Source organism: Collinsella aerofaciens, assembly GCF_039836695.1.
GTDB lineage: Bacteria > Actinomycetota > Coriobacteriia > Coriobacteriales > Coriobacteriaceae > Collinsella > Collinsella aerofaciens_BD.
Genome location: NZ_JBDPAC010000024.1, coordinates 1 through 26879, shown reverse-complemented (window position 1 = coordinate 26879; position 26879 = coordinate 1). Strand labels below are relative to the sequence as shown.

Sequence of the window (26879 nt, the reverse complement as noted above, 5' to 3'; positions counted from 1 at the left end):
GGCCTGGCGTTAGCATGTCGCGATTCAATCTCGAAAACGGCATTGCCCAGTTGACAAAACTATAGGAACACCCCCCTCCACAGCGCCTATGCCAGCTTGTCGATTTGCCCAATCTCCCAGAGCGGAATGTTGACGAGCGTGCCCTCGTCTCTATATGCCGCTAACGATGTTCTCACGCAGCGCTCGAGCTTGAACTTCTCGCAGGCAATTCTCAGGCTCTTTGCTTTGAGGTTCTCTGCCGCCTTGACCTCGAGCGGAAGCACGGTCCCCGCATGGTCGATGGCAAAGTCAGTCTCTGCATTGCCGGAGGAGGATGACCAATACGCGGGAGTTTTGCCTTGGAGCAAAAGCTCCTGTGCGACGTATTGCTCGGTCAGCGAGCCTTTGAACTCCGTAAAAACAGCGGGCCCGTTCAGAACAATGGCTGGCGAGAGGCCAGAGAGTGCTCCGAGGATGCCGGTGTCGATGCAGAACAGCTTGAAGCCCGAGAGATCCTCGTAGCTTGTGAGCGGTGCTCTTAGGGCGGAAACACGTGGTACCTTATGAACGATTCCATAGTCCATGAGCCACTGGAGGCTTTCCTCAAAATCGCGTGCGCGCGCCCCGGGACGGAGCGCACCGTAGACGAACTTCTTGTTTTCCTTTGCGAGCTGGCCGGGAAGGGATTTCCAAACCAGCCTCATGCGCTCGACGATGCGGGCTGGCGCATGCTTGCCAAAATCGGATTCGTAAGCTTCGATGATTTGCTGCTGAAGCCTGCGGGCCTCGATGAAATCGTGGGAGGCGGCGAAAGCGGAGACAACTTCTGGCATGCCACCGACAACGAGGTATTCCTTGAGCAGGCGCTCGAGCTTTTCGGAAACGTTTGCCAGCAGGTCCATGTCTGCGGCAAGGATGGCATCTGCGAGCGGATCGCCATCGACGGCACGAACGAACTCGACAAACCCCATGGGGCGCATGGTAAGCTGGTCAATCTTGCCGACGGGGAACGACTCGTTTTCGCGTCGGAGCGCGAGCCCCATATAGGAGCCGGCTGCCACGATATGGTATTCCGGCGCCAGCTCGTTGAAGTATTTGAGCGAGGTGATGCCACGCGGTGCCTCTTGGATTTCGTCGAAGATGATGAGTGTGTCTGTCGGCGTTATGGTCTGGCCGCGCAGGAGCTCTATCTGGGAGATGATGCGTTTGGGGTCAAGGCTTCCGTCGAACAGCGAACGTACGCCCGGTTCGAGCATAAAGTCAAAACGGATGACGTTTTGATACTGCTGGCCTGCGAATTCGTTGAGAAGCCAGGTTTTTCCCGTCTGGCGGGCCCCCTTAAGCAGGAGGGGCTTGCGGTTCGCCCTAGATTTCCAAGCGATGAGTTCGTCCATTAGCTGTCGCTGCATACTGCCTCCTAACGATCATGGTTAGTATAAGACCGTCTTGGTCTTTCCATCGAAAAATGTGGGAGTAAACCACGTTTTTTCATCGAATAATGTGGGAGGCAACCACGTTTTTCCATCGAATAATGTGGGGGTTTAGGTCGGCACCTGGGGACGTTTCTTTTCTGCCGGCAGTTTGGGACACTCCTTGCTTTGGTGTAAATTAGTTACCCTTGCATCAGAAAACGGCGCCCGCCGGCGATGTTGCCGGCGGGCGCCGCTGCCTTGAAGACGAAATGATCCGTTTTCCTCCGTCCCCAGGGGATTATTACAGCGAATCGATAAAGCGCTGCTGGGCGGCGCGTCCCGCCTCGTCCCACTTAAAGACGCCGGCGTTGTCGAGCACGTGGCCAAACACCACGCCGACCTCCTCGTGAAGGATGTCGATGGCGTTATCCGCCGTAAGCTCGTCGGCGCGGCGGGCAAAGACGTCCTCGGCCCATGCGGCGTGGCTGCGACAAAGGTCATCGCCCTCGAGCGCGCTGGCAAGATCGTAGCTGGCATCGGCCTTGGCCGCCAGCAAGTGCTCGCGGACAGCGCCGAGCTCGGGAACCAGGCGCGGCGGCAAAATGGCCAGGCCCATGACCTCGATCAGGCCGATGTTCTCCTTCTTAATATGGTGGTACTCGGCATGCGGGTGGAATACGCCCAGCGGATGCTCGTCGGTCGTGATGTTGCAGCGAAGCGCCAGGTAGGCCTCGTAAATCTCGCCGCCGGCGTTGCCGCGGGAGTCGACGCGGCGGATGACGGGCGTCACAGTGTTGTGCGCCACGCCGTCGGCTGTGTGCGCGATAACGCCCACGGACTCATCGGTCCACTCGCGCCAGGCAAGGATAATCTTCTCGGCGGCGTCGAGCAGCTGGGCGCGGTCGTGCGAGCGCAGTCGCAGCACCGAGAGCGGCCACTGCAACACGGTACCACTGACCTGGTCAAAGCCGGGCACGCTAAACTGCGAGACCTCGGCGGCATGCATCATGGGGAACTCGTGCGCGCCGCCCTGGAAGTGATCGTGCGACAGAATCGAGCCGCCCACGATGGGCAGGTCGGCGTTGGACCCAATGAAGTAGTGCGGGAACAGGTCCACAAAATCGAGCAGGCAGGTCAGCCCCTTGCGGTCCACGTGCATCGGACGATGCTCGGAGCTCATAGCAATGCAGTGCTCGTTAAAGTATGCGTACGGGCTGTACTGGAAGCCCCAGCGCTCGCCGTCGAGCTGGATGGGGATAACACGCAGATTCTGGCGGGCGGGGTGAGCGCCACCGTCGGCTGCGGCGGAGCGTCCAGGGTAGCCCTCGTTTTCGATGCAGAGTTGGCAGGCGGGATACTTCTCGCCCGTGTTCTTGGCGGCACCTGCCGCGGCGATATCGCGCGGATCCTTTTCGGGCTTGGACAGGTTGATGGTGATCTCCAGGTCGCCCCAGTTGGTGGGGGTACTCCATTTGATGTTGCGCGCGATGGCGGCGCGGCGCACGTAGCCGGCGTCGCAGCACAGACCGTAGAACCAGTCGGTCGCGGCGCGGGGCTCGTTGACGCCCATGCGGCCGTTGAACTCCTCGTTTACAACAGAAGGCCTCGGCATGAGCGCGCCCATGATGCGCATGGCGATGCGGTCGCGGCCCGATGCCGTGTCCTCGGCGGCGCCGTTGGCAACGGCGGCCTCGGCAAGCGCGGCGAGCGTGCCTTCAAGGTCAAAGTCGGGCAGGGTATCGGGGTGCAAGAGCGAGAGTTTCTCAACTTGGAGTGCCCAAGTCATGTCGAGTGCGGGGCCCGTGGCGCCGATGCACTCCAAAATGGTGTTGTATGCCCAGATGCGATCGTCCTGGCCGATCATCGATCGGTGGATAGCGTACTCGATCAGGTTCTGCGCGGCCTCGCGCACGTCAGTCATTACAGCCATGCCGCGTAAGCCCCCTTGTCAGAGATGGCGTAGTGACGGGCAGAGCCCTCGCCCAGCCAGCCGTTCATCTTGGCGATGAAGGTGTCGACCAGGTCGAGCGGCACGAAGGCCTGGATGGTACCGCCGAAGCCGCCGCCGTGAATACGAACGGCGCCACGGCCGTCGAGCACATGCTCGGCCAGCGCCAGGGCATACATGGAAGGCTGCTCGGAGCCCAGCTTGGCAACGACATTCTGCAGGTACATGGCAGAGCTGGCGCCGGACTCGCGCGTCAGGACCAGGAACTGATCGATGTCGCCGGCGTTCAGGGCCGCCCAGCGCTTATCGACCAGGCCGTTTTCGTACCAGTAGTGAACGGCGCGCAGACAGGCGCGGTCGCCCAGCTTGGCGCGCAGCTCGGGGAGCTTGGCGTCAAAGTCCACCACGTTTACCTCGCACAGGCGTGTCTTGCCAAACTCGGCAGCGACGTCCTGCATCTCGCGCGGAACGGCGGCGTAGTCGTCGGTGGCGGCCACGTGGTCGGCGCCGACCTTAACGAGCACGAGCGCATAACCGTGATCCTCAAAGTTGAGCTCGAGCTTCTGGGTTTTAGGCTGAGCCTGGTCCTCAAAGTCCATGTAGGCGAGGCCGCCCAGACATACGGCGGCCTGGTCCATCAGGCCGCAGGGCTTGCCGTAGTAGTTGTTCTCGGTGCGCTGGCTCATCTGAGCGAGCGCGACGGGCTCAATGGCGGGCGCGCCCCAGAGCGTCTCCATGGCACGGCCGTACGCGGCCTCGACGGCGGCAGAGCTGGAAAGGCCACCGCCCGAGGGGACGGAGCAGGTGAAGGCGAAGTCGAAGCCCTGGGGCTCAACGCCAAGCGCTGCGACCTCGTGGGCCATACCGCGCACGAGGCTTGCGGACGTGCCCTTCTCGGACTCCTGAACATCTAGCGTATCGAGCGTGATCTCAAAGGTGGGGTAGCCCTCATCGGCAACGCGGACCTTGTTGGTGTCGGTTGCCACGGCGATACCGTCGACGGCGACATCGAGCGAGCCGGCGATGACGTGGCCGCCCTCGTGGTCGGTGTGGTTGCCGCTGATCTCGGAACGCCCGGGCGCGTGCACGTAGAGCACCTGGCGGTCGCCGATGGGGCCAAACTCCTCCTCAAACAGCTTGGTGAGCGTGGCGAATGTCTTTTCGTCGGGAGTGGTCATGGGAGTCCTTTCCTTGGCGCGCACGGGTGAGTTTTGCGTCGTTATGAGTACGTTAACAACTTGAAGCGGCATGAACCAGGTGTTCACGATATCGCATGTTACGGGCTATGTTAACGTACTCATAACACAACGCTTGTCACTTTTTGAGAATCTGGTAATCGGTCGATATTCGGCCGTGAACGGTAGCGCCGTATGGACTTATAAAGCAGAAGAGATGCAGGTCGAAAAAGTAGAGTACGTTAACATGCGTCCGACGATAGCGGGCCTCGGCGCGGGGTGTATCTCTGCCTGGGCCGGCATGCACGCTATTCAGATCTCGCAAGGGTGAAGGTGATCCTGTGGCAAGGCGCCCGTCCAACGATACAGGTACGCGTCCGGTCTCCATGGCCGACGTCGCCCGCGCTGCTGGCGTTTCGCAGCAGACGGTTTCGCGCGTCGCCAACGGCTTGCCCAACGTTAACGAGCAGACGCGCCAGCGCGTGCAGGCCGCTATGCAAGAGCTCGGCTTTCGTCCGAGTTATGCCGGTCGCTCGCTGCGTGACGGCCGTTACCATTCGGTCGGCCTGTGCGTCAACGATGTTACCAAGTTTGGCAACCTCTCAATGATCGACGGCATCGCCAGCGCTGCTCGCGAGCATAATTGCGCCATCACGCTGGTCGAGATGTCCAAGACCGAGGAATTCTCGCTTGCCGAGGCCACGCGTCGTATGGCCGCATTGCCGGTGGACGGCATCATCATCGGCATGAGCCGCATGGCGCCCGATTTTGAGACGTTTGATCCACTGCCGGGCATTGGCACGGTCATCGTTACCATGTATGCGCACCCGCGGGTGACCACGGTCGATTCCGACCATTACGGCTGCTCGCTGTTGCTTATGGATCACCTGTTTGAGCTAGGACACGAGCAGATTCGCTATATTGGCGGCCCGTCGTTCTCGGTCGACGAGCAATTTCGTCGCGCCGGTTGGCGGGATGCGCTCGAGCGTAAACACATCGAGCCGGCGGAGCCGCTCGAGGGTGACTGGTCTGCCAACAGCGGTTACGAGGCCGGCAGGTACCTGGCCGAGCACGATCGCACCATGACGGCGATTTACGCGGCAAACGACCAGATGGCAAACGGCGCAATTGCGGCGCTGCGCGATAGCGGCCTGCGTGTGCCCGAGGACGTGAGCGTGGTGGGCGTCGACGATTCGCTCGATGATTTTGTGGCACACAACGAGCTCACGACCGTGCGATTCGATCTACATCAGCGCGGACGCGAGGTGTTTGAGCATGCGGTTCCCGAGGCGGGTACGGCGGGTAAAACCGTTGCCATTCGTATTCCCGGTCAGCTCATTATTCGACATAGCACGGCGATACTGCGCGCATAGTTTTTGCAGGTAAACGGCAGTATATTCCGCCTCAATTACAATCGGTAAGGATGCTGACGGATAGCCGTGGCTATGAAGGCGAGTGTTATGATAGACGGGTTCTTTTGTCTATCTAGGAGGCTTTGCCTGATGGAGATCACCAAGGATATCCGCTACATCGGTGTCGACGATCACGACATTGACCTGTTCGAGGGCCAGTACGACGTGTCCGAGAACGGCATGGCATACAACAGCTATGTTATCTTGGGCGATAAAATCGCTGTCGCCGATTCGGTCGACGCTGGCTTTGTCGACGAGTGGCTCGGCAACCTCGAGGCCGTGCTCGATGGCCGTACGCCCGACTACCTGGTCGTTCATCACATGGAGCCCGATCACTCCGCCGGTATCGCTGCCTTTATGGAGCGCTATCCCCAGGCGCAGATCGTGGCCAGCATGGGTGCTTTCCGCATGATGGTCAACTACTTTGGCACCGACTACCCCGAGCGCAAGATGGTCGTCAAAGAGGGCGACGTACTCGACCTGGGTGGCCACAGCCTGACCTTTATCGGCGCCCCCAACGTTCACTGGCCTGAGGTGATCTTCTCCTACGAGTCCACCGACAAGGTGCTCTTTAGTGCCGACGGCTTTGGCAAGTTTGGCGCCAACGACATCGAGGATCCGGAAGGGTGGGCTTGCGAGGCTCGCCGCTACTACTTTGGCATCGTCGGTAAGTTCGGCAAGTTCGTGCAGGCCGTCCTCAAGAAGGCCGCCGACCTGGACATCCAGATCATCTGCCCGCTCCACGGCCCCGTGCTGACCGAGAACCTGGGCTACTACCTCGACACCTATAACACCTGGTCGAGCTATCAGCCCGAGGACGAGGGCATCACGATCGCCTATGCGAGCGTGTATGGCCATCTGAAGGCTGCCGTCGAGGAGCTCGCATCTGCGCTCGAGGCTCGCGGCCAGAAGGTCTCCGTCTTTGACTTGGCTCGCGACGACATGGCCGAGGCCGTTGAGGATGCGTTCCGCTACGACCGTCTGGTGCTCGCCTCCATCACCTATCAGGGCGAGATCTTCCCGTGCATGAGCACCTTCATCCATACGCTCGCTGAGCACGCCTACCAGAACCGTACGGTGGCGCTCGTCGAGGCCGGCTCTTGGGCGCCTGCAGCTGCCAAGGTTATGACCAAGGAGCTCGAGGGCATGAAGGACATCACCCTGACGCAGAACAAGGTGACCGTGCTGGGCTCGCTCAACGACGCCTCGCGCGCTCAGATCGAGGCCCTCGCCGACGAGCTGTCCAAGTAGCGACACGTTCACTTTTGACGCTCAGCCATCACAACCACCACAAAGGGGACAGGCACCTTTGTGGTGGTTTTTGTTTAAGCGCCGGCGATGATGAGGGCTGGACGTGCGCTGTCGGTGGCCTCGGCGATTGAGGTGGCGACGGCGCCTTCGGGGTCTCGGTCCATCACGATGGCGTCGACATCGGTCAGCTCGGCAAAACGGTACATGCCGCGTCCGTTGACCTTACTGGCGTCCATGAGGGCGACGCTTTGATGGGCTGCGGCGATCATAGCCGTTTTGGTCTCGGCCATCTGCGGAAAGTCGGTCGTAAAGCCGCAGCCGGGAACAAAAGCGCCAGGGCACATGACGGCCAGATCGGCATGGACCATTTGGAGCGCCTGCATGGTAAGTGGACCGTACAGATAACGATGGCCTTTGCGCAGCGCCCCGCCCAGCATGACGACATCGACCGAGGGCATGCTCTCGTCGATATAATCGGCGATGGTAATGTCGGCCGTGATAACGGTGATGCCGTTGCGCTGATCGAGGAGCCGGACGAACTCGAGCGCCGTGGTGCCCGAGTCGACGAGCAGCGTGTCGCCGTCATTGACGAGCTCGATGGCGCTTTGCGCGATGGCCTGCTTGGCGGCAACGTTGACATTGATGCGGCGATCCTGCGTGGAAACAGTCAGACGCTTGTGGAGCGATACGGCGCCACCATGCGTGCGGCGCAGCTTGCCTGCTTCGGCGAGCGCGTCCAGGTCGGCGCGGGCGGTAACGGAGGACACGCCAAAGGTCTGGGCGATTTCTGCTACCTGCACCGAGGCATTATGCTCGAGCATTTCCATGATGGCGGCACGACGCTCATCGGCGAAGGCTCGGGTTGTTGCATGGGCCATAGCTGCTCCATTCACGGCCAAATTTGCAGGAATTGTGTTGACTCTATTTTCGTTCATTTTCTTTTTGGATAAGAAAACACCTTTCGATTACTTATCTTTTCTATAAAAGAAAGACGCTGAATGCCCATAATTCAATATCGAACATGTCCGCTCGGCTCAAATTCCTTCCGTTTACTTTTCAAAAACGACGGTATTGACCTGCATGGGCTCAATATCTCACACGTGTAAAGCCGCTGAATTTCATACAATGAGCGCAGCAAAACGCAAGGTAAAACGCCTTGTGAACAACTACGCCCGATGTCCAGATGCGGGCGAGGGAGAGGAGCAAACGCTCATGGCACTTGTTACCACCGAAAAGATGCTCAAGGACGCTCAGGCCGGCCACTACGCCGTCGGCGCGTTCAACGTCGAGAACCTCGAGTTTGTTATGGCCGTTCTGGCCGCCGCCGAGGAGACCAAGTCCCCCGTCATCATGCAGACCACCCCGGGCACCATCAAGACCGCTGGTCTGGACTACTTCTACGGCATGGTCAAGGCTGCCGCCGAGCGCGCTTCCGTGCCCGTCGCCCTGCACCTCGATCACGGCGATGGCTATGACCGCTGCATGCAGGCTTTCCGCACTGGCTACACCTCTGTCATGATCGACGGTTCGCACGAGTCCTTCGAGGACAACATCGCCCTGACCAAGTCCGTCGCCGATGCTGGCCGCGCCATGGGTGTGCCCGTCGAGGCCGAGCTCGGTAAGGTTGGCGGCAAGGAGGACGACGGTCCCGCGGTTGAGGGCGAGAGCCCCTACACCGATCCGGCCGAGGCCAAGGAGTTCGTCGAGCGCACTGGCTGCACCTCCCTCGCTATTGGCGTTGGCACCAGCCACGGTGTGTACACGAGCGATCCGCACATCGAGCAGTCCGTGGTCAAGGCCATCCGCGACGCCGTCGACGTGCCGCTGGTTCTGCACGGTACCTCCGGTGTGCCCGATGAGCAGGTTGCCGAGGCCGTGAAGAACGGCATCTGCAAGGTTAACTACGCTACCGAGCTGCGTCAGGCCTACACCAAGGGCTTCATGGCCTACATGGCCGAGAACCCCGCCTGCTTCGATCCCAAGAAGCCGGCCAAGGAGGGCATGCGTGAGATCACCGAGCTGGTTAAGATCCGCATGACCAACCTTAACTCTGTGGGCAAAGCAGAGTAACAGCAAGGGTACTCTGATCCCACCGGGCCGTCCGGAAACGGAAAAGGGCCCATCTCTCAGAACGTCCTCGGACATGTCGGAAGCCCCGCTGCGCGCTACGCGCTGCGGGGCTTCCTCCGTCCTGCGGAATGTTCTGAGAGATGGGCCCTTTTCCGTTTCCGGACGGCCCTGCTCGATCGCCCTTGTGGCGTTAGGGCGGAAAGGGGTGGTGCGTGAGGGCTGCTTTGTTGATGAGGGGCTAGTATGCCCGGGCTTGGTTGGGGAATGACTTGTTTAGGGATGCTTGGAGCTTTTCGAACGATGCTCGCAAGTTGTGGCTCTGGTCGGTTGAGCGTTTTGGCTGCGAGGTGGGGGAGTCGAGGAGGCCGTTTCTCTGTGTCGGGGGGAAGGAGAAAAGGTTTGCATGTTTTAGGGATGGCTGCTGTGTTGCGTCATTGGAAGAATGCATGCTTATGCGGCCTCCTCGATGTCCACCAAAAGGTTGCGCACGGGGTGTGCTGCTAGGTCCCGTGCGTTGGCAGTATTATGCCGCGGCTTCTGCAAAGAAGCGCTAAAGAAAGGCTTAACCTGGTTTGGTGTTACGATGAAACTGCAGGTCAGAGGTATCGAATAACACTTTTGAAAGGTTTTGGGCTTAAGGGCTTTCTAAGGTTTGTGGCGCGGATGTGGCTCGCCTGTGTGGGGCGTGTGGATGGCTCGTTCCTAGCGCTGCGGCTTTGCGGCGCGCACCTGCTCGATGACCTTTTCCATGGTGGCGTCGATGCGGTCTTTTTTGAGTTCGCATTCCCAGATGGTTATGGGTGTCCAGCCCATTTGAGTGAGCGCTGCCACCGCGGCGCGATCGCGCTCGACGTTGCGACGGAATTTTGCTTCCCAAAACTCAACATTGCGCTTGGGCTGGCTCGGATTGCACTTGGGGCAGCGATGCCAAAAGCAACCGTTGACGAAGATGGCGATCTTGCGTCCGGGGAAGGCGATATCGGGTTTGCCGGGAACCTTCCATTCCAAGCGATAGCCCGTAAGGCCCGCGGCGCGCAGGCGCTGGCGAACGAGCAGCTCGGGCTTGGTGTTGGCGCGCTTGTTGCCCTTCATGGACTTTTTGATGGCGGCGCGACGGCGCACCAGTTCGCGCTCGTCGGCGGAAAGGTCCGAGGTATCGATGCCGTCGAGTAGACCGGGCTTGGGACGCTTTTTGCTGCGGCGCTTAGGTGCGCGCTTGGGCTTGGGAGCGGGCTTGACGGTCGTGGCGGCCTTGGCATCTTTGGCAGCGCTGTTGGTCTCGAGCCGATCTTCCTTCAGCTCAATCAGGGCATCAATGAGCCCCTTGTCGGCGGGCATCCATTCCACCGTGGCAAGCGAGGTACGCGGAATCCAGCGGATATCGAGCTGGCGGTCGTGCTTCTGGGGCTCATCGGATTCATCGGCGAGTGAGCAGTAGTAGCACTCCATCGAGAGATGAAAATCGGGGTAGTCATATTCAACGGTGTAGAAATCGCGCAGGTTGGTGACTTTTACCTGTAGCTCTTCCATAAGCTCGCGGCGCACGGCGTCTTCGGGTGTTTCGCCGCGCATGAGCTTGCCGCCTGGGAACTCCCAAAGTCCCTGCATGTCGCCGTAGCCGCGCTGCACGGCCAGTAGCTCGTCGGATCCTTCCTTGCGAATGATCCCAGCAGCAACATGAACAGTCTTCAACAGGAGTCCTCTCTCAACAACGACAATCGACGGGGTAGCTAATTTGGGACGGGGCTATTTTGACTACCTTTCAAGCGAATCATCGCCAAGGTAGTCAAAATAGCCCCGTCCCAAATTAGCTACCCCTACCTTACACAACGGTAAGGCAAGCGTAAGCCATATCGATGGTAGCTGACTCGTCTTCTTGCGACTATAGATGCCGTAGACTAATCGCAAGAAAGGACTCGGTATGCAAACCACGCACATGGCGACCCCGGTACTGGAGGTCGCGCATCTCGAAAAGGTATATGGGGCGCTGGGCAATGTGACCCGCGCGCTCAACGACGTCAGCTTTACTGTCAACCGCGGCGAATTTGTTGGCATCATGGGCGCCTCGGGCTCGGGCAAGTCGACGTTGCTCAACTGCGTGTCGACCATCGATAGCGCCACGAGCGGCACGATTCGCATCAATGGGCAGGACGTAACACGCATGAAGCAGGCTAAGCTTTCGCAGTTCCGCCGCGAGGAGCTCGGCTTTATCTTCCAGGACTCCAACCTGCTCGATACGCTCACGGCACGCGAGAACATCGCCCTGCCGCTCACCATCGCCCGCACAAATTCGGCAGAGATCTCGACCCGCGTGCAGGACGTGGCCGCGCGTCTGTCCGTGAGCCAGGTGCTCGACAAATATCCCTACCAGATGTCCGGCGGCCAGCAGCAGCGCGTTGCCGCCTGTCGCGCGCTTGTCACCGACCCCACCATGATCATGGCCGACGAGCCCACCGGCGCCCTCGATTCCAAGAGCGCTCGCCTGCTGCTCGAGAGCCTAGAAGCCCTCAACCGCCGTCTGCGCGCCACCGTGCTCATGGTTACGCACGACAGTTTTGCCGCCAGCTACACGAGCCGTGTGCTGTTTATTCGTGACGGCAAGATCTTCACCGAGCTGCGCCGCGGCGACACCGACCGCCGAGAGTTCTTCGACCGCATTATGGAGGTCGTTGCCATGATGGGCGGTGAGGGCTCCGATGCTCTGTAAACTCGCTTGGGGCAACGTCCGCCGCGCCGGCCGCGACTACCTCGTTTACCTTTTGACGCTCACCCTGGGCGTCACGGTCTTCTATGCCTTTAACACCGTCTCGATGCAGGTCGACATCGCCGGCATCGAGGAAGCGGGCTTGTCCGAGGTCATGGGTACCATGCTCGGCTACCTCACGTACTTTTTGGCCGGCGTCATGGCCTTTTTGATGGTGTATGCCAATAACTTCATCATGAAACGCCGCAAAAAGGAGTTTGGCCTGTACCAGGTACTCGGCATGGGGCGCGGGCGCGTCGCCACGATCATGGCGCTCGAGACCGTGATCGTTTCGGTCGGCGCCTTTGTCGCCGGCATCGTGCTGGGCGTGGGGCTCTCTCAGCTCATGGTATTCTTTACGGCCTCGCTCTTTAAGACACAGATCGCCAATTTCCACTTCTTCTTCTCGGTGCATGCGTTCAACCTGACCCTTGCCTGCATGCTCGTAATGTTTGTGCTCACGTTGCTGCTGAACCTTCTCGCCGTGCGTCGCACCAAACTCATCGAGCTTATGGGTGCCGAGCGTCGCAACGAGAGCATCAAGACACGCAACCCCTGGATCGCGATTGCCATCTTTGCCGTGGGCGTGGTGCTGGTGGGCGTGGCCTATTACCGTCTGCTACGTGATGGGTTCCCGGTCACCGCGACGGACAGCAAGCTGCAAGAGGCCATGAACCAGTTTGGCATCACGACCGCTATGGTTACCGTGGGCACCTTTGCCCTGTTCTGGGGACTCTCGGGCATGCTCATCAAGCTGCTGCAGAGCCTGCGCGGTGTGTATTGGCGCGGTCTCAACATGTTTACCGTGCGCCAGCTTGCGGCCAAGGTCAACACGGTGTGCTTTTCGATGGGCGTCATCGCGATGATCCTGTTTTTGGCCATCACCTCGGTGACGTGCGGCATGTCGATCGCCAACGTGATGAACGAGAATCTGGAGCGCTATAACCCGGCTGATATGTCGCAGACGTATATCTACTACACGCCCGATGATCTCGACCGTTACAAAGAGTATGCTGACCCGTCTGAGGCCGATCGTATGGTGCCGGCCGACGCAACGGTCGACTTGTACTCTGCGTGGCATGGTGAGCTTGCCGATCCGGACAATGATACGGAGAGTATTTATGGTAAGTCGGCGGACAACAGCGTCGAGACCGGCAAGAAGGTCAATATCGCCGATGTTGCCGGTGAGCATGTGCAGATCGATTCGTATCTGAGTTATCCGCTTGGCGGCTCGGATCCTTCGGTGACTCCAGGTGAGATGTGCAAGACCATGGGCGAAAAGCTCCCCAAGGAGCTCGAGGGTAGCAACGCCGACACGACAGGCCTGTCTGTGACGCCGGCAAGTCAGTACAACAAATTGCGTCAGATGATGGGCAAGGAGCCGGTGAGCATTGGTCGCGACCAGTACTTGCTCACGTGTGATCTGGGCGGCGAGCTGGTCGACATGTACACCAAGTATATGGCTGGCGGCCATGCCCTTACCTTGGGCGGGCATACGCTCAAGCCCGCAACCGATAAGTCGGACGAAGATACGGCGGCCATCGCCAACTCGGCGATGGGCAGTAATCCGGGTACCGTCGTCGTTGCCGACGAGCTGTTGTCCCAACTTAATCTGCAACCGTATTCCAGCAGCCTGCTCGTTAACTACAAACAGGGGATGGATACGACCGAGGCAGACGAGAGCATTAAATACACTGCGCTCGACAATCTGCTCGTTGACGGCAAGGAGCCGGGGTCGTGGGGACTCTTCATCACACGCTCCGAGATGTACGTGCAAGCAGCGCAAATGAACGGTCTTATTAGCTACCTAGCCATCTACATCGGCTTTGTATTGGTCGTTGCATGCGCGGCGATTCTGTCGATCCAGCAGCTCTCCAATGTGGCCGACGGCAGCCGCAGCTATCGTGTGCTGGCGCAGATCGGCTGCGACGACCGCCAGATCCGCCATTCGGTGATGGCACAGCAAGCGGTGTTCTTCCTGTTCCCGTTGGCGGTGGGCTTGGCGCACTCCTTTGTGGCGCTCAAGGTGATTATCGACCTGGTGAGCACGTTCGGCCACATGAGCATCGGTGGCACGGTGGGCCTCACCTGTGCGATCTTCTTGGCATCCTACGGCGGCTACTTCCTGGTGACCTACCTCATGAGCACCGGCATGGTGCGAGCCGCCATCGCCACCTGCCACAGCGAGTAACAAGCGGGCAAAACCGTCGCAAAACCAGAGGCGTATGACCGCCGCGAAGGGACCAGAGGCCCTTTCGCGGCGGTTTTTGCCTATCTGGTGTGTCTCGGATGCAAGTGAGTAGACTTTTTTGAACTGGCCGAGTACATCGCGACAAATGATCGATAAAGCCGCAGGTCAGAGCTGTGGCGTTTTGGGGCGTGCTTGGCCTCCTGCAAAAAGCCTACTCACTTGGTTTTTTCTGCTTGAAGACCGCCACGAGGGAAAGCAGCTCCCTTGCGGCGGTTGGCGTTTACCCAGATAAAACCTACCAAAATTAACCTGTCCCTTTTTGGCAGGTTAACGCTTCCAGAAGTGGAGGATCAGCGTGGTGCGGTTTTGCTGCTCGGTTTTGACCAGGATGTTGTGGATGTGGGTTTTGACGGTGCCCACGGCAAGGAATAGCTCGTCAGCGATCTCTTGGTTCGATTTGCCCAGTACGACCAGACGCATAACTTCGGTCTCACGGTTGGAGAGCTTGTAAGCGTTGCGATAGAAGGGCATCTGCTCTTCTATGTACCGATCAAGATCGCTGACGTTCTTTTCCTCGGGCGCCTCCTGCATGCGGATTGAAAGCACGTGGTAGGAGTAGATGATCAGCAGAATCGCAAAGTAGCACGCAAAGACGTTTTCGCTAAAGTTGCGCTCGGACAGATATAGCTGCAGCCAAGAGGGCGCCAGACTCATGGGGACGACAAGGATGTTGTAGAAATCCTCGGCAACGATGCAACCGACCAGAATAGCGCCGATAATCAGGTGTTTTCGTTGGTTGTTAACGCGTGTCTTCAGCTCAACCTTTGTACTCTTATGAGCCGTCCAAAAGATATACAGTCCCATAAAGACAAGGAATACCTGACGCATCGTGTAGTAGAGCCACTGATGCATGGGGCCGGAGGGGACAGCGACGATAATCAGCGACTCGCACAGCAAAAACGTTAAAACGGGGATGGCGAACAACTTCTTAGAATGCTTATCAAGTAAGTCCATGGCAATGGCCCAAATAAAAGCCTGTGAAGCGGTCGCCACAAGGGTCCGCATTACAGGCATGGTAATTGAGTAATAGTCATTGGCCGGAAAACTTCGGTTTTGCAACGTGTATTCAAAAAAGAAGATCTCGGTCATCTCGATGGCATTGCAAATAAAAACGCCGCTGCCATAGATAAAGAACTGTCGACGAGACGAGGCGTAGGCGGCAAGCGAAAGCACTGCCGTCACAATACAGATTACGAGTATCGCTAGGGTATAGAAGAACATGAGCGTGTCCATATGTCACCGTCCTGTCTCATTTGATCTCTTATGGAGCCCGCTATATCCCCCCGGGTATACATGCCTCCGCCGGTCGTTCCATTGCGTTCCATTGCGGATTAAACACCGAGATACAGCATAGCCGTATACCGTTCGCGGTTCCAGACGGTAAACCCCCTACAAGCCAGCTGCCTGCGGGTTTATATTGGTTTAGAGGGGATGTAACTCCGTGAACGGTCTTTAATCCCGAATAAACTAGGTGAAAATTGCATACGGGTGAATGATGGTCTTGTCAACACGAGGCGTGATGTTCGAGCGCCTCATAGTAATAGTCGGCAAGACCGGCGGAAAGGAAATCGACATGGCACTGCCTAAGGATTTCATCGACACCAACGACTTCACCAAAGAGCAGATCCTAGCTATCGAGGATCTTGGCCTGGCAATGAAGAAGGCCATCAAGGTTGACGGTTATTATCCGCACCTGCTCCGCAACAAGAGCCTTGGCATGATCTTCCAGCAGGTCTCCACCCGCACCCGTCTTTCCTTCGAGACCGCTATGACCGACCTCGGCGGTCATGCTCAGTTCTATGGCCCTGGCACCATCCAGCTCGGCGGTCACGAGTCCTTGGGCGACACCGCTCGCGTTATGGGCTCGCTGCTCGACATCATGATGGCTCGCGTTGACCGTCACAAGGACGTCGTCGGTCTCGCCGAGGGCTCCGTTGTGCCCGTCATCAACGGCATGTCCGAGTTCAACCATCCCACGCAGGAGATGGGCGACCTCATGACCATGCTCGAGAACCTCCCCGAGGGCAAGAAGATCGAGGACTGCACCCTGGCCTTCATCGGCGACGCCACCCAGGTCTGCGTCTCCCTCATGTTCATCGCCTCCAAGGTCGGCATGAAGTTTGTCCAGTTTGGACCTAAGGGCCACCAGATCCCCGACGGCGGCCTGCACGTCGGCACCGTCGAGGAGCGCGCCGAGTTCGGTAAGCAGATGATGGCCATCGCCGAGGAGAACTGCAAGGTCTCCGGCGGCTCGGTCGTCATCTCCGACGACATCGAGTGCATCAAGGGCGCCGACTTCATCTACACCGACGTGTGGTATGGCCTGTACGACGAGGAGGTTTCGGGCGAGAACTACATGGACGTGTTCTATCCCAAGTATCAGGTCACCATGGACATGATGAACTTCGCCGGCGCAGACTCCAAGTTCATGCACTGCCTGCCGGCCACCCGCAACGAGGAGGTCGTCGACGAGGTCATGGACGATCCCGAGCGCTCCCTGTGCTGGGTCGAGGCCGAGAACCGCAAGCACTCCATCCGTGCTCTCCTTGCCGCCCTGGGCAAGCGCACCCCGCTCAACGACGAGGGTGTCGAGTACTCCGCCAAGGCTGAGCTCCACGCCGCTCTCGAGGCTCTCGAGCAGCTCTAAGCTCAAGGCTTCTAAAAGCACGTTTGCGGGCGGCGGATGCTCGTCTCCTGTCGCCCGCTCACCGAGGCCCAAGCAATTGCCTTAATACTTTAGGCCCCGGATCTGTCCAAGACTGAGCGAAGGAGCTCATCATGAGCGACGGAAAGAAAAAGCTTTCCTTCTTGACGGTCATTTCGACCATCATCTGCGTCGTCTTCGTTTGCGAGGCCGCCGCACCTGCTGCCGCCATTGGCAACCAGCAGTTCTTCTGGTGGATCTTCCTAATCCTGACCTTCCTGCTCCCTTACGGCATGGTTGTCGCCGAGCTCGGCACCACCTATGACGGCGAGGGCGGCATTTACGACTGGGTACGCGATGGCCTGGGCGACAAGTGGGGCGCCCGCATTTCGTATTCCTACTGGGTCAACTACCCCCTGTGGATCGCCTCGCTGGCCACTATGTTCCCCGACATCCTGGGCATGGTCTTTGGCGTCGAGTTCAACCTAATCGCCAAGATGGGTATCGAACTTGCCTTTGTGTGGATCGTGTATCTCATGGGCCGCTCCAAGGCGGCCGACTCCGAGTGGGTCCTCAACGGAGGCGCTATCATCAAGGTCGCCGTTGCCGTTATCGTCGGCGCCTTGGGCATCTGGTATGCCATGGAGAACGGTTTTGCGAACGACATGTCCGCTGCCACCTTCCTGCCCGAGCTCACCAACACCAACGCCCTCGGCTACCTGTCCATCATCATCTTCAACTTCATGGGCTTCGAGGTCATCTGCACCATGACCGACGACATGGCCGATCCCGCTCGCGATATTCCCAAGGCCATCATCGTCGGCGGCGTGGCTATCGCCGTCATCTACCTGTTCGCCGGCTTCGGCATCGGCGCCGCCGTGCCGGCCGACTCCATCGACCCCGACTACGGCATGATCGTCGCAGTCCAGACCATGGTGGGCGACTCTATGATCTTCAAGGTCATCTGCATCGCCTTCCTGATCACCCTGTTCGCCAACATGGCCGCCTGGTCCTTCGGCGTCAACTCCGTCGCCCGCTACGCCGCCGAGCACGGCAACATGCCCAAGGTCTTCGCCTCGATGATCTCCAAGGACGACATGCCCAACGGCGCCAATCTGGTTAACGCCATCGTTGCCTCCCTGGTGCTGTGCCTGCAGCTCGTTCCCATCGACGCCATCTCCAACGGTGTTTTCTGGATGCTCTTTGGCACTTCTGTCCTCTTCCTGCTGCTGACCTACATCCCGATGTTCCCGGCCTTCCTCAACCTTCGTAAGAACGACCCCAACCGTGAGCGCATCTTCACGTTCCCGTTTAAGGGCGCCATGATGAAGGTCATGCTGGCCATCCCCTGCATCGAGCTGATCCTGGCCATCGTTGCAACGCTGGTGCCGTTCTCCGCCGATGAAATTGGCGACAAGGTCCCGATGATCGTTATCTTCATCGTGCTTGTGCTTATCGGCGAGGTCGTTCGCGTCGTCAGCGCCAAGGGCCGCGAGACCGAGTACAAGGGTCTCATCCCCGAGCTGGCTGCCCAGCGTCTCGCTGAGGAGGCCGCCGAGGCCGAGGAGAACTAGAGCACCCGGTTCTGGGGCTCCAACCCTCCTTGTCACTTAACCATTCCCCGGGGTGGGTGTGAGCTATTGCTCCGGTAACCACCGCCCACCCCAATCTCTCTTCCGTATCCTTTGTGCGTTTTGTCTCCACGCACCAGGTTACGTTGTCGCTTGCCGGTGCGACTCCGTGAAAACCGACGCCGGGCGCCCCGACCTTTGCCGGGGAACGGGCGCCTACCATCTCTTGGTTTTAGGCTGCGGGTAACCCGCCCGCAGCAAGCGATCGTTCGATTTGGAGGAAATCTTATGCGTACGATCACCGAGTCCGAGTCCACTCCCAAGGCCGACGGCTTCTTCATGCCCGCCGAGTTCGCTCCGCAGGATCGCGTGTGGATGGGCTGGCCCCACCGCACCGACACCTGGGCCCATGGCGCCAAGCCGGCCCAGAAGCAGTATGCTGCCATCGCTCGCGCCATCGCCGAGTTCACCCCGGTCTATATGTGCGCTAATCAGGTCGACTATGCCAACTGCAAGGCCGTCTTTGAGAACGACGAGAACGTCACCGTTATCGAGATGACCACCGACGACGCCTGGTTCCGCGACACCGCTGCCACCTATGTCATCAACGGCAAGGGCGAGAAGCGCGCCAACCACTGGCACTTCAACGCCTACGGCGGCCTCGTCGACGGCCTCTATTTCCCGTGGGACAAGGACGAGCAGATCGCCCTCAAGATGGCCGAGCTCTCCGGCTGCCGCCGCTATCGTCCCGATGACATGATTCTCGAGGGCGGCTCCATCACCGTCGACGGCGAGGGCACCCTCGTCGTGACCGACCAGTGCCTGCTCTCCCCCGGCCGCACCTGCTCCGCGGTGCTCGAGGAGGAAGAGGATCCCGAGTCCATCTGGCCCAAGTTCCACAAGAAGTTTGAGCCCTGGAGCGAGGAGCTTCGCGCCTACATGGACGAGCACCTCAAGGAGTACCTGGGTGTCGAGAAGGTCATCTGGGTCAAGAAAGGCATCGACCCTGAAGAGACCAACGGCCACATCGATGATGTCGCCACCTTCATCGCCCCGGGCGTCATGGCCTGTATCTGGACCGACGATCCCGAGTATCCGTTCTACGAGCAGTGCCATGCTGCCTACGAGACCCTCTCCAACGCCGTTGACGCCAAGGGCCGCAAGATGAAGGTCTACAAGCTCTGCATGCCCGTGAACCCGCTGTTCATGGATCAGGCTTCCTGCGACACCATCGACGCCGACGAGAACGCCGAGCCGCGCGTCCCCGACGAGCCGCTGATCGCCTCCTACATGAACTACCTGGTCACCAACCACGGTGTTATCGTCCCGCAGTACGGCGACGAGAACGACCAGCTGGCCGTTGACACGCTCCAGAAGATCTATGACGAGGTCTGGGGCGAGGGCGTCTACAAGTGTGTTGGCGTTCAGTCCGAGCAGGTTGTCTTCGGCGGCGGCAACATCCACTGCATTACGCAGCAGGAGCCGTCCGCTTAACTCAGACACGCCACCTTGGCGTTCACTCGTCGCTTACGTAGCGTCAGTACGCTACGCTCCTCGTTCGCGCCAATCTGGCGCACCTGAGCACGCCGAGTAAACGTCTGGCTCTTCGAGGCACCCCATCTCGCCGCTCAAACCGTTGCTCGCGTGCCAAAGTACGCTTCGCTCCTCTTTCGCGGCGACCTGGGGGTACCTTGAAAACCCAGTCGATCAATCGGACAGGGGCTACCTGATTGGTCGGCTGGCTTTTCTTTGGGCACTCCGTTGCCTTCACTTCGGAGTGCCCGCCTCTTTGATTGAATACGCGCCTGGCCTGGGATTTTTTGCGGGTTAGGCCAATTGTTCGCTTGAATATCCCAGGTCAGACGCGTCTTCAATTGCCGAAAGTTTCCGGTCGTATACGCGGCCGTTTTGATCGGAGTTTTTATGTACCAGCGTATTGTCATCTACACCTGCCTGTTCCGCGAGCGTTGGTCCAACAATTGCATCCTCTCTTCTCTTAGGGATGGTACCTGCACCGGTGACGCGGCCTGCAGCCCTACCTTGGGCGGCGCCTTCGGTACAGATGCCGTCCTTTTTGCTGTAGGGGGAGTGCGCCATGGCAGGTAAAAAGTTCTCCCTGATCGAGGTCATCCTTTCGGTTATCTGCGTCGTCTTTACCATCGAGGCGGCCGCTCCGGCATCTGCCATGGGCAATGTGCAGTTCTTCTGGTGGATCTTCCTTATCATTACGTTTTTGCTTCCCTATGGCCTGGTGGTGGCCGAGCTGGGTACGGCGTTCGATTCCGAGGGCGGCCTGTACGACTGGGTACGCCTGGGTCTGGGAGATCGCTGGGGCGCCCGCTGCTCCTGGTGCTATTGGATCAACTTTCCGCTGTGGGTGGCAAGCATCGCTTGCATGTTTCCCAGTGTCATCAATGCGGTATGGGGCATCGAATGTTCGCTCGGGGTTCGAATTACCATCGAGCTCGCCTTTGTGTGGGGTGTCACCGTTATGGCGATGCAGCCGGTTGCCGAGTCTGATTGGGTCATGGATGGCGGCGCCGTCATCAAAGTGCTCATTACCGCTGTGGTAGGAATCGTCGGCATCTGGTTTGCCTGCAATAACGGCTTTGCCAACGACATGTCGTTTAAGACCTTCATTCCAGATTTGGGCGACACCAATTCGTTGACGTACCTATCGATCATCCTATTCAACTTTATGGGCTTCGAAGTGGTCGCGACCTTTGCCAGCACGATGAAAAACCCGTCGCGTGATATCCCCAAGGCGGTTATCGCCGGTGGCGTTGCCATCGCGGCGATCTACATCGTCTGCGGCATCGGCATTGGAGCCGCGGTTCCCACCGAGCAGCTTTCGCTCGATTCGGGCATTGTGGACGCAGTCGCCGCTATGGTGGGGCGCACCCACCCGCTAACGATGATTGTTGGCGTGGCCTTTTTGGTGACGCTGTTTGCCAACATGATCTGCTGGAGCTTTGGCGTCAACAACGTGGCGAGCTATGCCGCGCGTCATGGCAACATGCCGCGTCCCTTTGCGCTGGTGTCCAAGAAGACCGGCATGCCCAACGGCTCGGCACTCATTAACGGTTGTTTTGCCAGCCTTGTGCTGCTGCTCCAGATTCCGTTGGGCGAGGGCTCCGACGTCTTTTGGGTTTTCTTCTCGATGAACGTCGTCTTCCTGCTTATGAGCTATATCCCGATGTTCCCGGCGTTTTGGCGTCTGCGCAAATACGACGGTCGCCCGCGTGTGTTCCGTGCGCCCTTCGAGGGCAAGGCGCTCGCGGTGGCACTTGCGATTCCCGTGGCAGAGCTCGTGCTTTCGATTGTCGCTACGATTGTGCCGCTCAACAGCTCACCCACCGAGATGGCAAAGTTGCCGATCCTCGTGGGCGTGGTGATCGGAGTGTTGCTGGGCGAGGTTTCGCGCCTCATATCGCGCCGCGGCCGCAGCATCGACAATCCCGGCGTTGGCGCAAGGGGGACAGGTCGCTTTGCACCAAAACAGTAGCGCCGCGAGTTGTGCGGTGCTAGATGCATCTTGGATTACTGCTCACGCTGCTCGGGATCAGATGCGAGCTTGGGTGCAAAGTAGGGGACGTGGCCCAGGTAGGGGCAGCTGTCCGAACGCGCCTCAACGGCGCAGGGGACATTGTCGTAGGTCATGGAAGAACCGAGTCGGGTGATGGCCTTGGCGGCGGGCGCGACGAGCATCTTGAGCGGAGCGATCGGTGTCATGGCATCTCCTTTCATCGGTGAGACACAGCTTGTTTATCTAAACGATACAGTACGTTTAATCGGTGAGTCTAATCTTGCGGCAAAGAATCTGTCAACATCCTCACAGCATCTAGACAGGGGAGGCGGGCATGAGTTTCGCGTTCTATATCTACACCACGATTATCATGGGTGTGGCTCTGGTGACCAGTGCCGTGGCATTGGTGGTTTGGCTCATGACGCGCCGTCGCGACAGCCTCGTGGCCGCGGCGGGTTTTTTGCTCTATATGCTCGATATGTCGGTCATCTTTTTTGACGAGTACAATCGGCTCAAATACGACTACGCCGTTACCTTTAGCGAGCCGCTGCAGCACCCCTTGCTGCGCTGCGTGCTTGGTATTGCCATCTATGCCTGCGTGGTGCTATGGATGTTTGCGCGCTTGCGCAAAAGACCGACGTCGCGCATGCTCGGACTCGCTATCGTGCCGTTTTCAATCTTGCAATTGCTGCTGGTGCCTCGCAGCGGCGCTGCCGGAGAGGTGCAGCAGTATCTCTTTTGGCTCACGCGTGACCTGGGTAATGTAGGATGTCTTGCCTATGCCGCCTGGCATTACCGGTACAGAGCAACGCGTGTTGAGAAACTCGACCTCGACCGCTCAAAGCTCTTTTGGAAGGTGGCCTTCGTTCTTGTGTTTTGCGTGATCGCCGAGGACACCTACATGATCTTGTTCTGCCGCCCCGACTCCCAAAACCCCGTCATCGGCCTCTTTTTGTGGTATCTGTCCGAGCGCAATATCTCCGAAAACGTGCTGCTCGTGGTATGCGCGGCTCAGCTTTTTTGCCAGTTTAGCCATATCCTGCGTGTGTATGCCCGTCATCCGCGTGCCGATGAGGACGTGGCAGCCGAGAGCGCAAGCTCTGAGGACGATCTCGCATCGCGTGTGGTGATTTATGCCGACGCCCATAAGCTGTCACGGCGCGAGCAGGAGGTGCTCACGCTGGTGCTGAAGGGCAACGACGCCCAAAACATCGCCAGCGAGTTGGTCATCAGCCCTGGCACGGTCAAGGCACACTTGCATCGCATCTACGTTAAAAGCGGCGTCTCCAACCGAGATGACCTTATAGATACCTTTTGGCGTTCCTAGCCTCATTCTTCCTCGCATGCGGGTCTTGCTGTGTGGGCGGCCACACCGTTGGGCGTAATGAAGCGGTAATAATCTCAGACAATAAACCTGCAGGTAAAGCGTGTAAACCTGCTTAAACTGACCGTTTGCGGTCCCTGGCCTTGGCACGGATTTGCCCCTGTGTATCAATGGGTGTAGCGCGAAGCCGCGGACGTGGGACAGACGTCCGAGCACGGCTTGTAGGCACGCGCCGATGCGGGAGCGCTACGCTCCCAACCGAGTGCCCACGCGGGCGGTGCGTCCGCGTTACAACCAAAGATGCCTGAGGAGGCTCGCATGGACAAGGCTGATGTAGTTATCAAGAGCGACGCCGTCTTTACCGGCGATGGGCTCGAGCCGTTTAAGGGCGGCGTTGCCGTGCGGGGCGATAAAATCGTTGCCTGCGGTGACGATGCTCACCTGGCACCGTTTATCGGTCCCGATACCGAGGTGCGCGACTTTGGCGACCAGCTCGTCATGCCCGGCCTGATCGACTCGCACACGCATTTTGCCCAGGGCGCGTTTATGACCGACCCCGATTTTGCCGTCAACCTCATCGACTGCACCAGTTTTGAGATGGCGATGGAACGTGTCGTGGCGTTTGCGGCCGACCATCCCGATAACGAGTGGATTCTGGGCTGCCAGATTATCCAGTTCCAGTGGGATGTCCCCGAGATGCCCACGGCCGCGATGATCGATGAGTACATCTCCGACCGCCCGGTATTTCTGCAGCAGGTTGACTTGCATACCTTTAGTGCCAATACCTGCGCCATCAACAAGGTGGGAGTAACTTCGCAGACGCCCGATCCCGCAGGCGGCAAGATCCTTAAGGATGCCGACGGCAATCTGACGGGCGTGTTTTCCAACAACGCCGGCGCCTTCTTTATGGACGAGGTCTACGACCCAGCGCCCGAGGTTGTTGACGCGTCGTTTGCAAAAACCGCCCGGCGCGCCAATGCCCTGGGAATCACTACGGTCGGCATGGTCAATCCTACGTTTGTGAGCATGGAAAACCCGTATGCGGTGTTGGCAGGTCTTAATGCCAAGGGCGACTTGCCGCTGCGCGTGTTCCTGTACACCGACCTGTTCGAAAACGAGTCCTTGACGCTCGAGCAGATCAAGGAGAAATACGCCTTCCCGGGTACGCAGGTGGAGTGGCACGGCTTTAAGCAGTTCCTTGATGGTGTGTGCTCCGACCATACCGCCTGGATGCTTGAACCCTATAGCAACGCACCCGACACCTGTGGTGAGCCCGCGGAGGAGCCGGAGCGCATCCGTGCTGCCATCCTGAGGGCGCAGGAATGGGGCGTTGACACGCGCATCCATGCAATCGGCGATCGCTCGGTGCGTTTTGTGCTCGATTGCTTTGAGGAGGGCGAGCGCTTGCATGGCAAGCGGGATTGTCGCCACTCCATGGAGCACAACGAGACGGTTCAACCCGAGGATATGCCGCGTTATGCCGAGCTCGGCGTCTGCCCCGGCATGCAGCCGTGGCACATGCTGCTCGATATGGCTGACCTTGCCAAGGACGAAGCCGTGGGTCCCGAGCGTGCCGCGCTTTCGTGGCCCCTGCATAGCCTGCTTGCCAGCGGAGCCGTGGTGCACCTGGGCAGTGACTTCCCTGTTGTGGGCTTGGAGCCCATGGAGGAGGTGTACGGCGCGGTCTTCCGCATGCTCGAGGACGGTTCCAACCCTGAGGGCTGGTTCCCCCAGGAGCGCATTACCATGGCCGAGGCTCTGCGCGCCTACACCTATGGCAGCGCCTACGCCATGCATGCCGAGGACCGCATCGGCACGCTCGCGTGCGGCAAACAGGCAGATATCTGCGTGCTCGACCGCAATCTCTTTGATTGCGAGCCGGCCGAGGTGCTCGAGGCTACCGCAGCCCTCACGATGATCGCCGGCAAGGTGGTCTTTGAGGCATAGCGCCATCGTTTGATTGGGCGGCTTGGTGCCAGTTGTCAGCCGCCTGACATCCATTCAGCACTACTCTCTCAAGGAAAGGGGAGAACAATGGCAGAAGAAGTAACCGCTGCTGTGGAGGAGGAGCGCGAGCTCGCCTCCCAACCGATTCCCGGTCTGGTGCGTAAGTACACCATCGTCACCGGCCAGGGCATGCTCGCCCAGATCATCATGGTGGTCCTTGAGGGCCTCGTGATGGGTTGGGGCCTAGGTGCCCACGGCCTGGCATGTGTCTCGATCATTATGTCGGTCGAGTACATCAACCTGGCCTTTGGCAACCTGTTTGGCACCGGCGTGCCCGCCGTGGTGGGCAACCTTTTGGGTGCCGGCGACATCAAGGGCGCAAGCAAGGCTTTTAGCCAGGGCTTTTGGCTCACCACGATCGTGAGTGTGCTGCTTGCTGTGGTGATGGCAGTGTTTACCGAGCCCATCTGCACATTCTTTGGCGCCACGCCCGACATCATGGCCGATACCGTTGCCGGCGTGCGCACCTTCGCCGTGCTGCTGCCGCTCACGGTCATTGGCCAGATGATCACCGCTGTGATGCGTGTGGACGAGAAGGTTCAGATCCAGGCCAACCTCATGACCGTTTCGGCCATCGTCGCCATCTGTTGGCTCGCGCTTTCCACGTTTGTGCTCAAGTTTGGCGTTATGGGCGCCGGCGTGTACTACGGGCTTTCCATCGGTATCTGGGCCATCGGTATCTTCTGGTTCATCGGGGGCAAAAAGTCCCAGCTCCAGATTAGCCTGGCCGACCTTAAGCTCGACCTCGCCATCTGCGGCCAGATCTTCAAGATCGGCTTCCCGTTCTTCCTGGTCCAGGGTGCGACCTTTATCTTTAATACCGTTGCCAACTCGCTTTTGGGTTCGCTCGGCGGCGACATGGGCTCGCTCTACATCGCAGCCTTTGGCGTGATCAACGGCTACATCCTCTACATTACCATGATGGTTGCCCAGTGCTTCTCCTACGGTCTGCAGCCCATCGCTGCCTTCAACGCCGGCGCAAAGGCTTGGGCACGCCTTAAGGAGACGCTCTCCTGCACGCTTAAGTACCAGGTTGTGACGCTGGCGTTGGTCACCGTCGCGCTCTGGCTTGCCGCCACCCCGGTGTGCGCCTTCTTTGCCGGCAGCGATCCTGCGCTCGTTGAGGTTGCCGCCAACGCCACGCGTACTGTCATCCTGGCTGTTGCCCTGGGCTATCTTGCCATGACCATGTCGATGTATTTCCAGGCGGTCGAGAAGGTGGGTGTCGCCACGTTTACGGGCCTGCTTCGCTATGTGATCTGCTCGGTGCCGCTTATGTACCTCCTCGGCAACATGATGGGTGTCGAGGGCGTGTGGATCGCCCTGGTGGTGGCCGATGCCATTACTGGCATCATCTCCATTGCGCTCGCCGCGCACGAGTCCAAGCGCCTTGCCACGCTCTAGGCTCGGACATGGCTGGCGTACGATAGTCGAACAAGTTAACTCGCCTGCAAGCCACCACAATGGGGACAGCCCCCATTGTGGTGGCTTTTATTCAAGACTTTAGTCTGCTGGCCGCGCAGCGGCCAGCTTTAAACCACCCGCTACGCGGGTGGAGACAAACGG

At 59.1% G+C, this 26879-nt stretch carries 19 protein-coding genes; 12 read left to right on the top strand and 7 right to left on the bottom strand.

Features of this window, described 5'->3' with window-relative positions; translation table 11 throughout:
- Window positions 1-86: 86 nt before the first annotated feature.
- The 3 genes from ABG996_RS09450 to ABG996_RS09440 all read right to left on the bottom strand — a co-directional run bounded on the left by ABG996_RS09450 (window position 87) and on the right by ABG996_RS09440 (window position 4517).
- Complete coding sequence (locus tag ABG996_RS09450; protein WP_347479698.1) at window positions 87-1388, bottom strand: ATP-binding protein; 1302 nt, start codon at window positions 1386-1388, stop codon at window positions 87-89.
- Between the two features lie 304 nt (window positions 1389-1692).
- A complete protein-coding gene (locus ABG996_RS09445; protein WP_347479699.1) occupies window positions 1693-3321 on the bottom strand; it encodes a UDP-glucose--hexose-1-phosphate uridylyltransferase in 1629 nt (542 codons plus the stop codon).
- Complete coding sequence (locus ABG996_RS09440; protein ID WP_347479700.1) at window positions 3312-4517, bottom strand: galactokinase; 1206 nt, start codon at window positions 4515-4517, stop codon at window positions 3312-3314. The genes ABG996_RS09445 and ABG996_RS09440 overlap by 10 nt, the downstream gene beginning before the upstream one ends.
- Window positions 4518-4900: 383 nt before the next feature.
- Here ABG996_RS09440 and ABG996_RS09435 point away from each other — a divergent pair, with 383 nt between their 5' ends.
- Both ABG996_RS09435 and ABG996_RS09430 read left to right on the top strand, forming a co-directional pair.
- Window positions 4901-5887 carry a LacI family DNA-binding transcriptional regulator gene (locus tag ABG996_RS09435; RefSeq protein WP_347479710.1) on the top strand — a complete coding sequence of 329 codons (987 nt, stop codon included), beginning with the start codon at window positions 4901-4903 and terminating at the stop codon, window positions 5885-5887.
- Window positions 5888-6016: 129 nt separating this feature from the next.
- Window positions 6017-7177 (top strand): FprA family A-type flavoprotein, encoded by a 1161-nt coding sequence (locus ABG996_RS09430; protein WP_347479701.1) that lies wholly within the window; start codon window positions 6017-6019, stop codon window positions 7175-7177.
- Window positions 7178-7251: 74 nt separating this feature from the next.
- Here ABG996_RS09430 and ABG996_RS09425 read toward each other — a convergent pair whose 3' ends face one another.
- Entirely contained in the window at window positions 7252-8055 is an 804-nt protein-coding gene (locus ABG996_RS09425; protein ID WP_347479702.1) for a DeoR/GlpR family DNA-binding transcription regulator, read from the bottom strand.
- Window positions 8056-8389: 334 nt separating this feature from the next.
- Here ABG996_RS09425 and ABG996_RS09420 point away from each other — a divergent pair, with 334 nt between their 5' ends.
- Window positions 8390-9247: a class II fructose-bisphosphate aldolase gene (locus ABG996_RS09420; protein ID WP_022095149.1), complete on the top strand. Its 858-nt coding sequence runs from the start codon at window positions 8390-8392 to the stop codon at window positions 9245-9247.
- 702 nt (window positions 9248-9949) lie between these two features.
- Here the strand turns inward: ABG996_RS09420 and vsr are convergent.
- Complete coding sequence (gene vsr / locus ABG996_RS09415) at window positions 9950-10939, bottom strand: DNA mismatch endonuclease Vsr (RefSeq protein ID WP_347479703.1); 990 nt, start codon at window positions 10937-10939, stop codon at window positions 9950-9952.
- Window positions 10940-11168: 229 nt separating this feature from the next.
- Between vsr and ABG996_RS09410 the strand changes: the two genes are divergently transcribed.
- Together ABG996_RS09410 and ABG996_RS09405 are read left to right on the top strand one after the other, a co-directional pair.
- Window positions 11169-11954 carry an ABC transporter ATP-binding protein gene (locus tag ABG996_RS09410; protein ID WP_276571281.1) on the top strand — a complete coding sequence of 262 codons (786 nt, stop codon included), beginning with the start codon at window positions 11169-11171 and terminating at the stop codon, window positions 11952-11954.
- Window positions 11944-14181 (top strand): FtsX-like permease family protein, encoded by a 2238-nt coding sequence (locus tag ABG996_RS09405; protein ID WP_347479704.1) that lies wholly within the window; start codon window positions 11944-11946, stop codon window positions 14179-14181. The genes ABG996_RS09410 and ABG996_RS09405 overlap by 11 nt, the downstream gene beginning before the upstream one ends.
- Window positions 14182-14508: 327 nt before the next feature.
- Here the strand turns inward: ABG996_RS09405 and ABG996_RS09400 are convergent, their stop codons facing one another.
- The gene (locus ABG996_RS09400) at window positions 14509-15474 is read right to left on the bottom strand and encodes a LuxR C-terminal-related transcriptional regulator (RefSeq protein WP_347479705.1); all 966 of its coding nucleotides are present in this window, start codon (window positions 15472-15474) and stop codon (window positions 14509-14511) included.
- Window positions 15475-15814: 340 nt separating this feature from the next.
- On the opposite strand from ABG996_RS09400, the gene ptcA reads away from it, so the two are divergent.
- From ptcA to ABG996_RS09380, 4 genes are all read left to right on the top strand, one after another.
- Window positions 15815-16888, top strand: coding sequence for a putrescine carbamoyltransferase (ptcA, locus tag ABG996_RS09395; RefSeq protein WP_347479706.1), 1074 nt, complete (start codon window positions 15815-15817; stop codon window positions 16886-16888).
- Between the two features lie 131 nt (window positions 16889-17019).
- Window positions 17020-18459 carry an APC family permease gene (locus ABG996_RS09390; protein ID WP_347479707.1) on the top strand — a complete coding sequence of 480 codons (1440 nt, stop codon included), beginning with the start codon at window positions 17020-17022 and terminating at the stop codon, window positions 18457-18459.
- 285 nt (window positions 18460-18744) lie between these two features.
- Window positions 18745-19950, top strand: a complete 1206-nt coding sequence (locus tag ABG996_RS09385) for an agmatine deiminase family protein (protein WP_347479708.1) — start codon at window positions 18745-18747, stop codon at window positions 19948-19950.
- A gap of 601 nt (window positions 19951-20551) precedes the next feature.
- Window positions 20552-21961: an APC family permease gene (locus tag ABG996_RS09380; RefSeq protein ID WP_347479709.1), complete on the top strand. Its 1410-nt coding sequence runs from the start codon at window positions 20552-20554 to the stop codon at window positions 21959-21961.
- Between the two features lie 35 nt (window positions 21962-21996).
- On the opposite strand, the gene ABG996_RS09375 is transcribed toward ABG996_RS09380, so the two are convergent.
- Entirely contained in the window at window positions 21997-22188 is a 192-nt protein-coding gene (locus tag ABG996_RS09375) for a hypothetical protein (protein ID WP_117746649.1), read from the bottom strand.
- Between the two features lie 128 nt (window positions 22189-22316).
- Here ABG996_RS09375 and ABG996_RS09370 point away from each other — a divergent pair, with 128 nt between their 5' ends.
- From ABG996_RS09370 to ABG996_RS09360, 3 genes are all read left to right on the top strand, one after another.
- Window positions 22317-23309 (top strand): helix-turn-helix domain-containing protein, encoded by a 993-nt coding sequence (locus ABG996_RS09370; protein ID WP_217750206.1) that lies wholly within the window; start codon window positions 22317-22319, stop codon window positions 23307-23309.
- 315 nt (window positions 23310-23624) lie between these two features.
- Entirely contained in the window at window positions 23625-25253 is a 1629-nt protein-coding gene (locus tag ABG996_RS09365; protein WP_158554608.1) for an amidohydrolase, read from the top strand.
- Window positions 25254-25340: 87 nt separating this feature from the next.
- Window positions 25341-26717, top strand: a complete 1377-nt coding sequence (locus tag ABG996_RS09360) for an MATE family efflux transporter (protein ID WP_117746646.1) — start codon at window positions 25341-25343, stop codon at window positions 26715-26717.
- Window positions 26718-26879 lie beyond the last annotated feature (162 nt).

Coding starts and splice junctions, on each gene's coding strand:
- ABG996_RS09405 (WP_347479704.1), top strand. CDS start 11,944: ATGCTCTGTAAACTCGCTTGGGGCAACGTCCGCCGCGCCGGCCGCGAC.
- ABG996_RS09390 (WP_347479707.1), top strand. CDS start 17,020: ATGAGCGACGGAAAGAAAAAGCTTTCCTTCTTGACGGTCATTTCGACC.
- ABG996_RS09360 (WP_117746646.1), top strand. CDS start 25,341: ATGGCAGAAGAAGTAACCGCTGCTGTGGAGGAGGAGCGCGAGCTCGCC.
- ABG996_RS09425 (WP_347479702.1), bottom strand. CDS start 8,055: ATGGCCCATGCAACAACCCGAGCCTTCGCCGATGAGCGTCGTGCCGCC.
- ABG996_RS09410 (WP_276571281.1), top strand. CDS start 11,169: ATGCAAACCACGCACATGGCGACCCCGGTACTGGAGGTCGCGCATCTC.
- ptcA (WP_347479706.1), top strand. CDS start 15,815: ATGGCACTGCCTAAGGATTTCATCGACACCAACGACTTCACCAAAGAG.
- ABG996_RS09440 (WP_347479700.1), bottom strand. CDS start 4,517: ATGACCACTCCCGACGAAAAGACATTCGCCACGCTCACCAAGCTGTTT.
- ABG996_RS09380 (WP_347479709.1), top strand. CDS start 20,552: ATGGCAGGTAAAAAGTTCTCCCTGATCGAGGTCATCCTTTCGGTTATC.
- ABG996_RS09385 (WP_347479708.1), top strand. CDS start 18,745: ATGCGTACGATCACCGAGTCCGAGTCCACTCCCAAGGCCGACGGCTTC.
- ABG996_RS09430 (WP_347479701.1), top strand. CDS start 6,017: ATGGAGATCACCAAGGATATCCGCTACATCGGTGTCGACGATCACGAC.
- ABG996_RS09375 (WP_117746649.1), bottom strand. CDS start 22,188: ATGACACCGATCGCTCCGCTCAAGATGCTCGTCGCGCCCGCCGCCAAG.
- ABG996_RS09370 (WP_217750206.1), top strand. CDS start 22,317: ATGAGTTTCGCGTTCTATATCTACACCACGATTATCATGGGTGTGGCT.
- ABG996_RS09420 (WP_022095149.1), top strand. CDS start 8,390: ATGGCACTTGTTACCACCGAAAAGATGCTCAAGGACGCTCAGGCCGGC.
- ABG996_RS09450 (WP_347479698.1), bottom strand. CDS start 1,388: ATGCAGCGACAGCTAATGGACGAACTCATCGCTTGGAAATCTAGGGCG.
- ABG996_RS09435 (WP_347479710.1), top strand. CDS start 4,901: ATGGCCGACGTCGCCCGCGCTGCTGGCGTTTCGCAGCAGACGGTTTCG.
- ABG996_RS09400 (WP_347479705.1), bottom strand. CDS start 15,474: ATGGACACGCTCATGTTCTTCTATACCCTAGCGATACTCGTAATCTGT.
- ABG996_RS09445 (WP_347479699.1), bottom strand. CDS start 3,321: ATGGCTGTAATGACTGACGTGCGCGAGGCCGCGCAGAACCTGATCGAG.
- ABG996_RS09365 (WP_158554608.1), top strand. CDS start 23,625: ATGGACAAGGCTGATGTAGTTATCAAGAGCGACGCCGTCTTTACCGGC.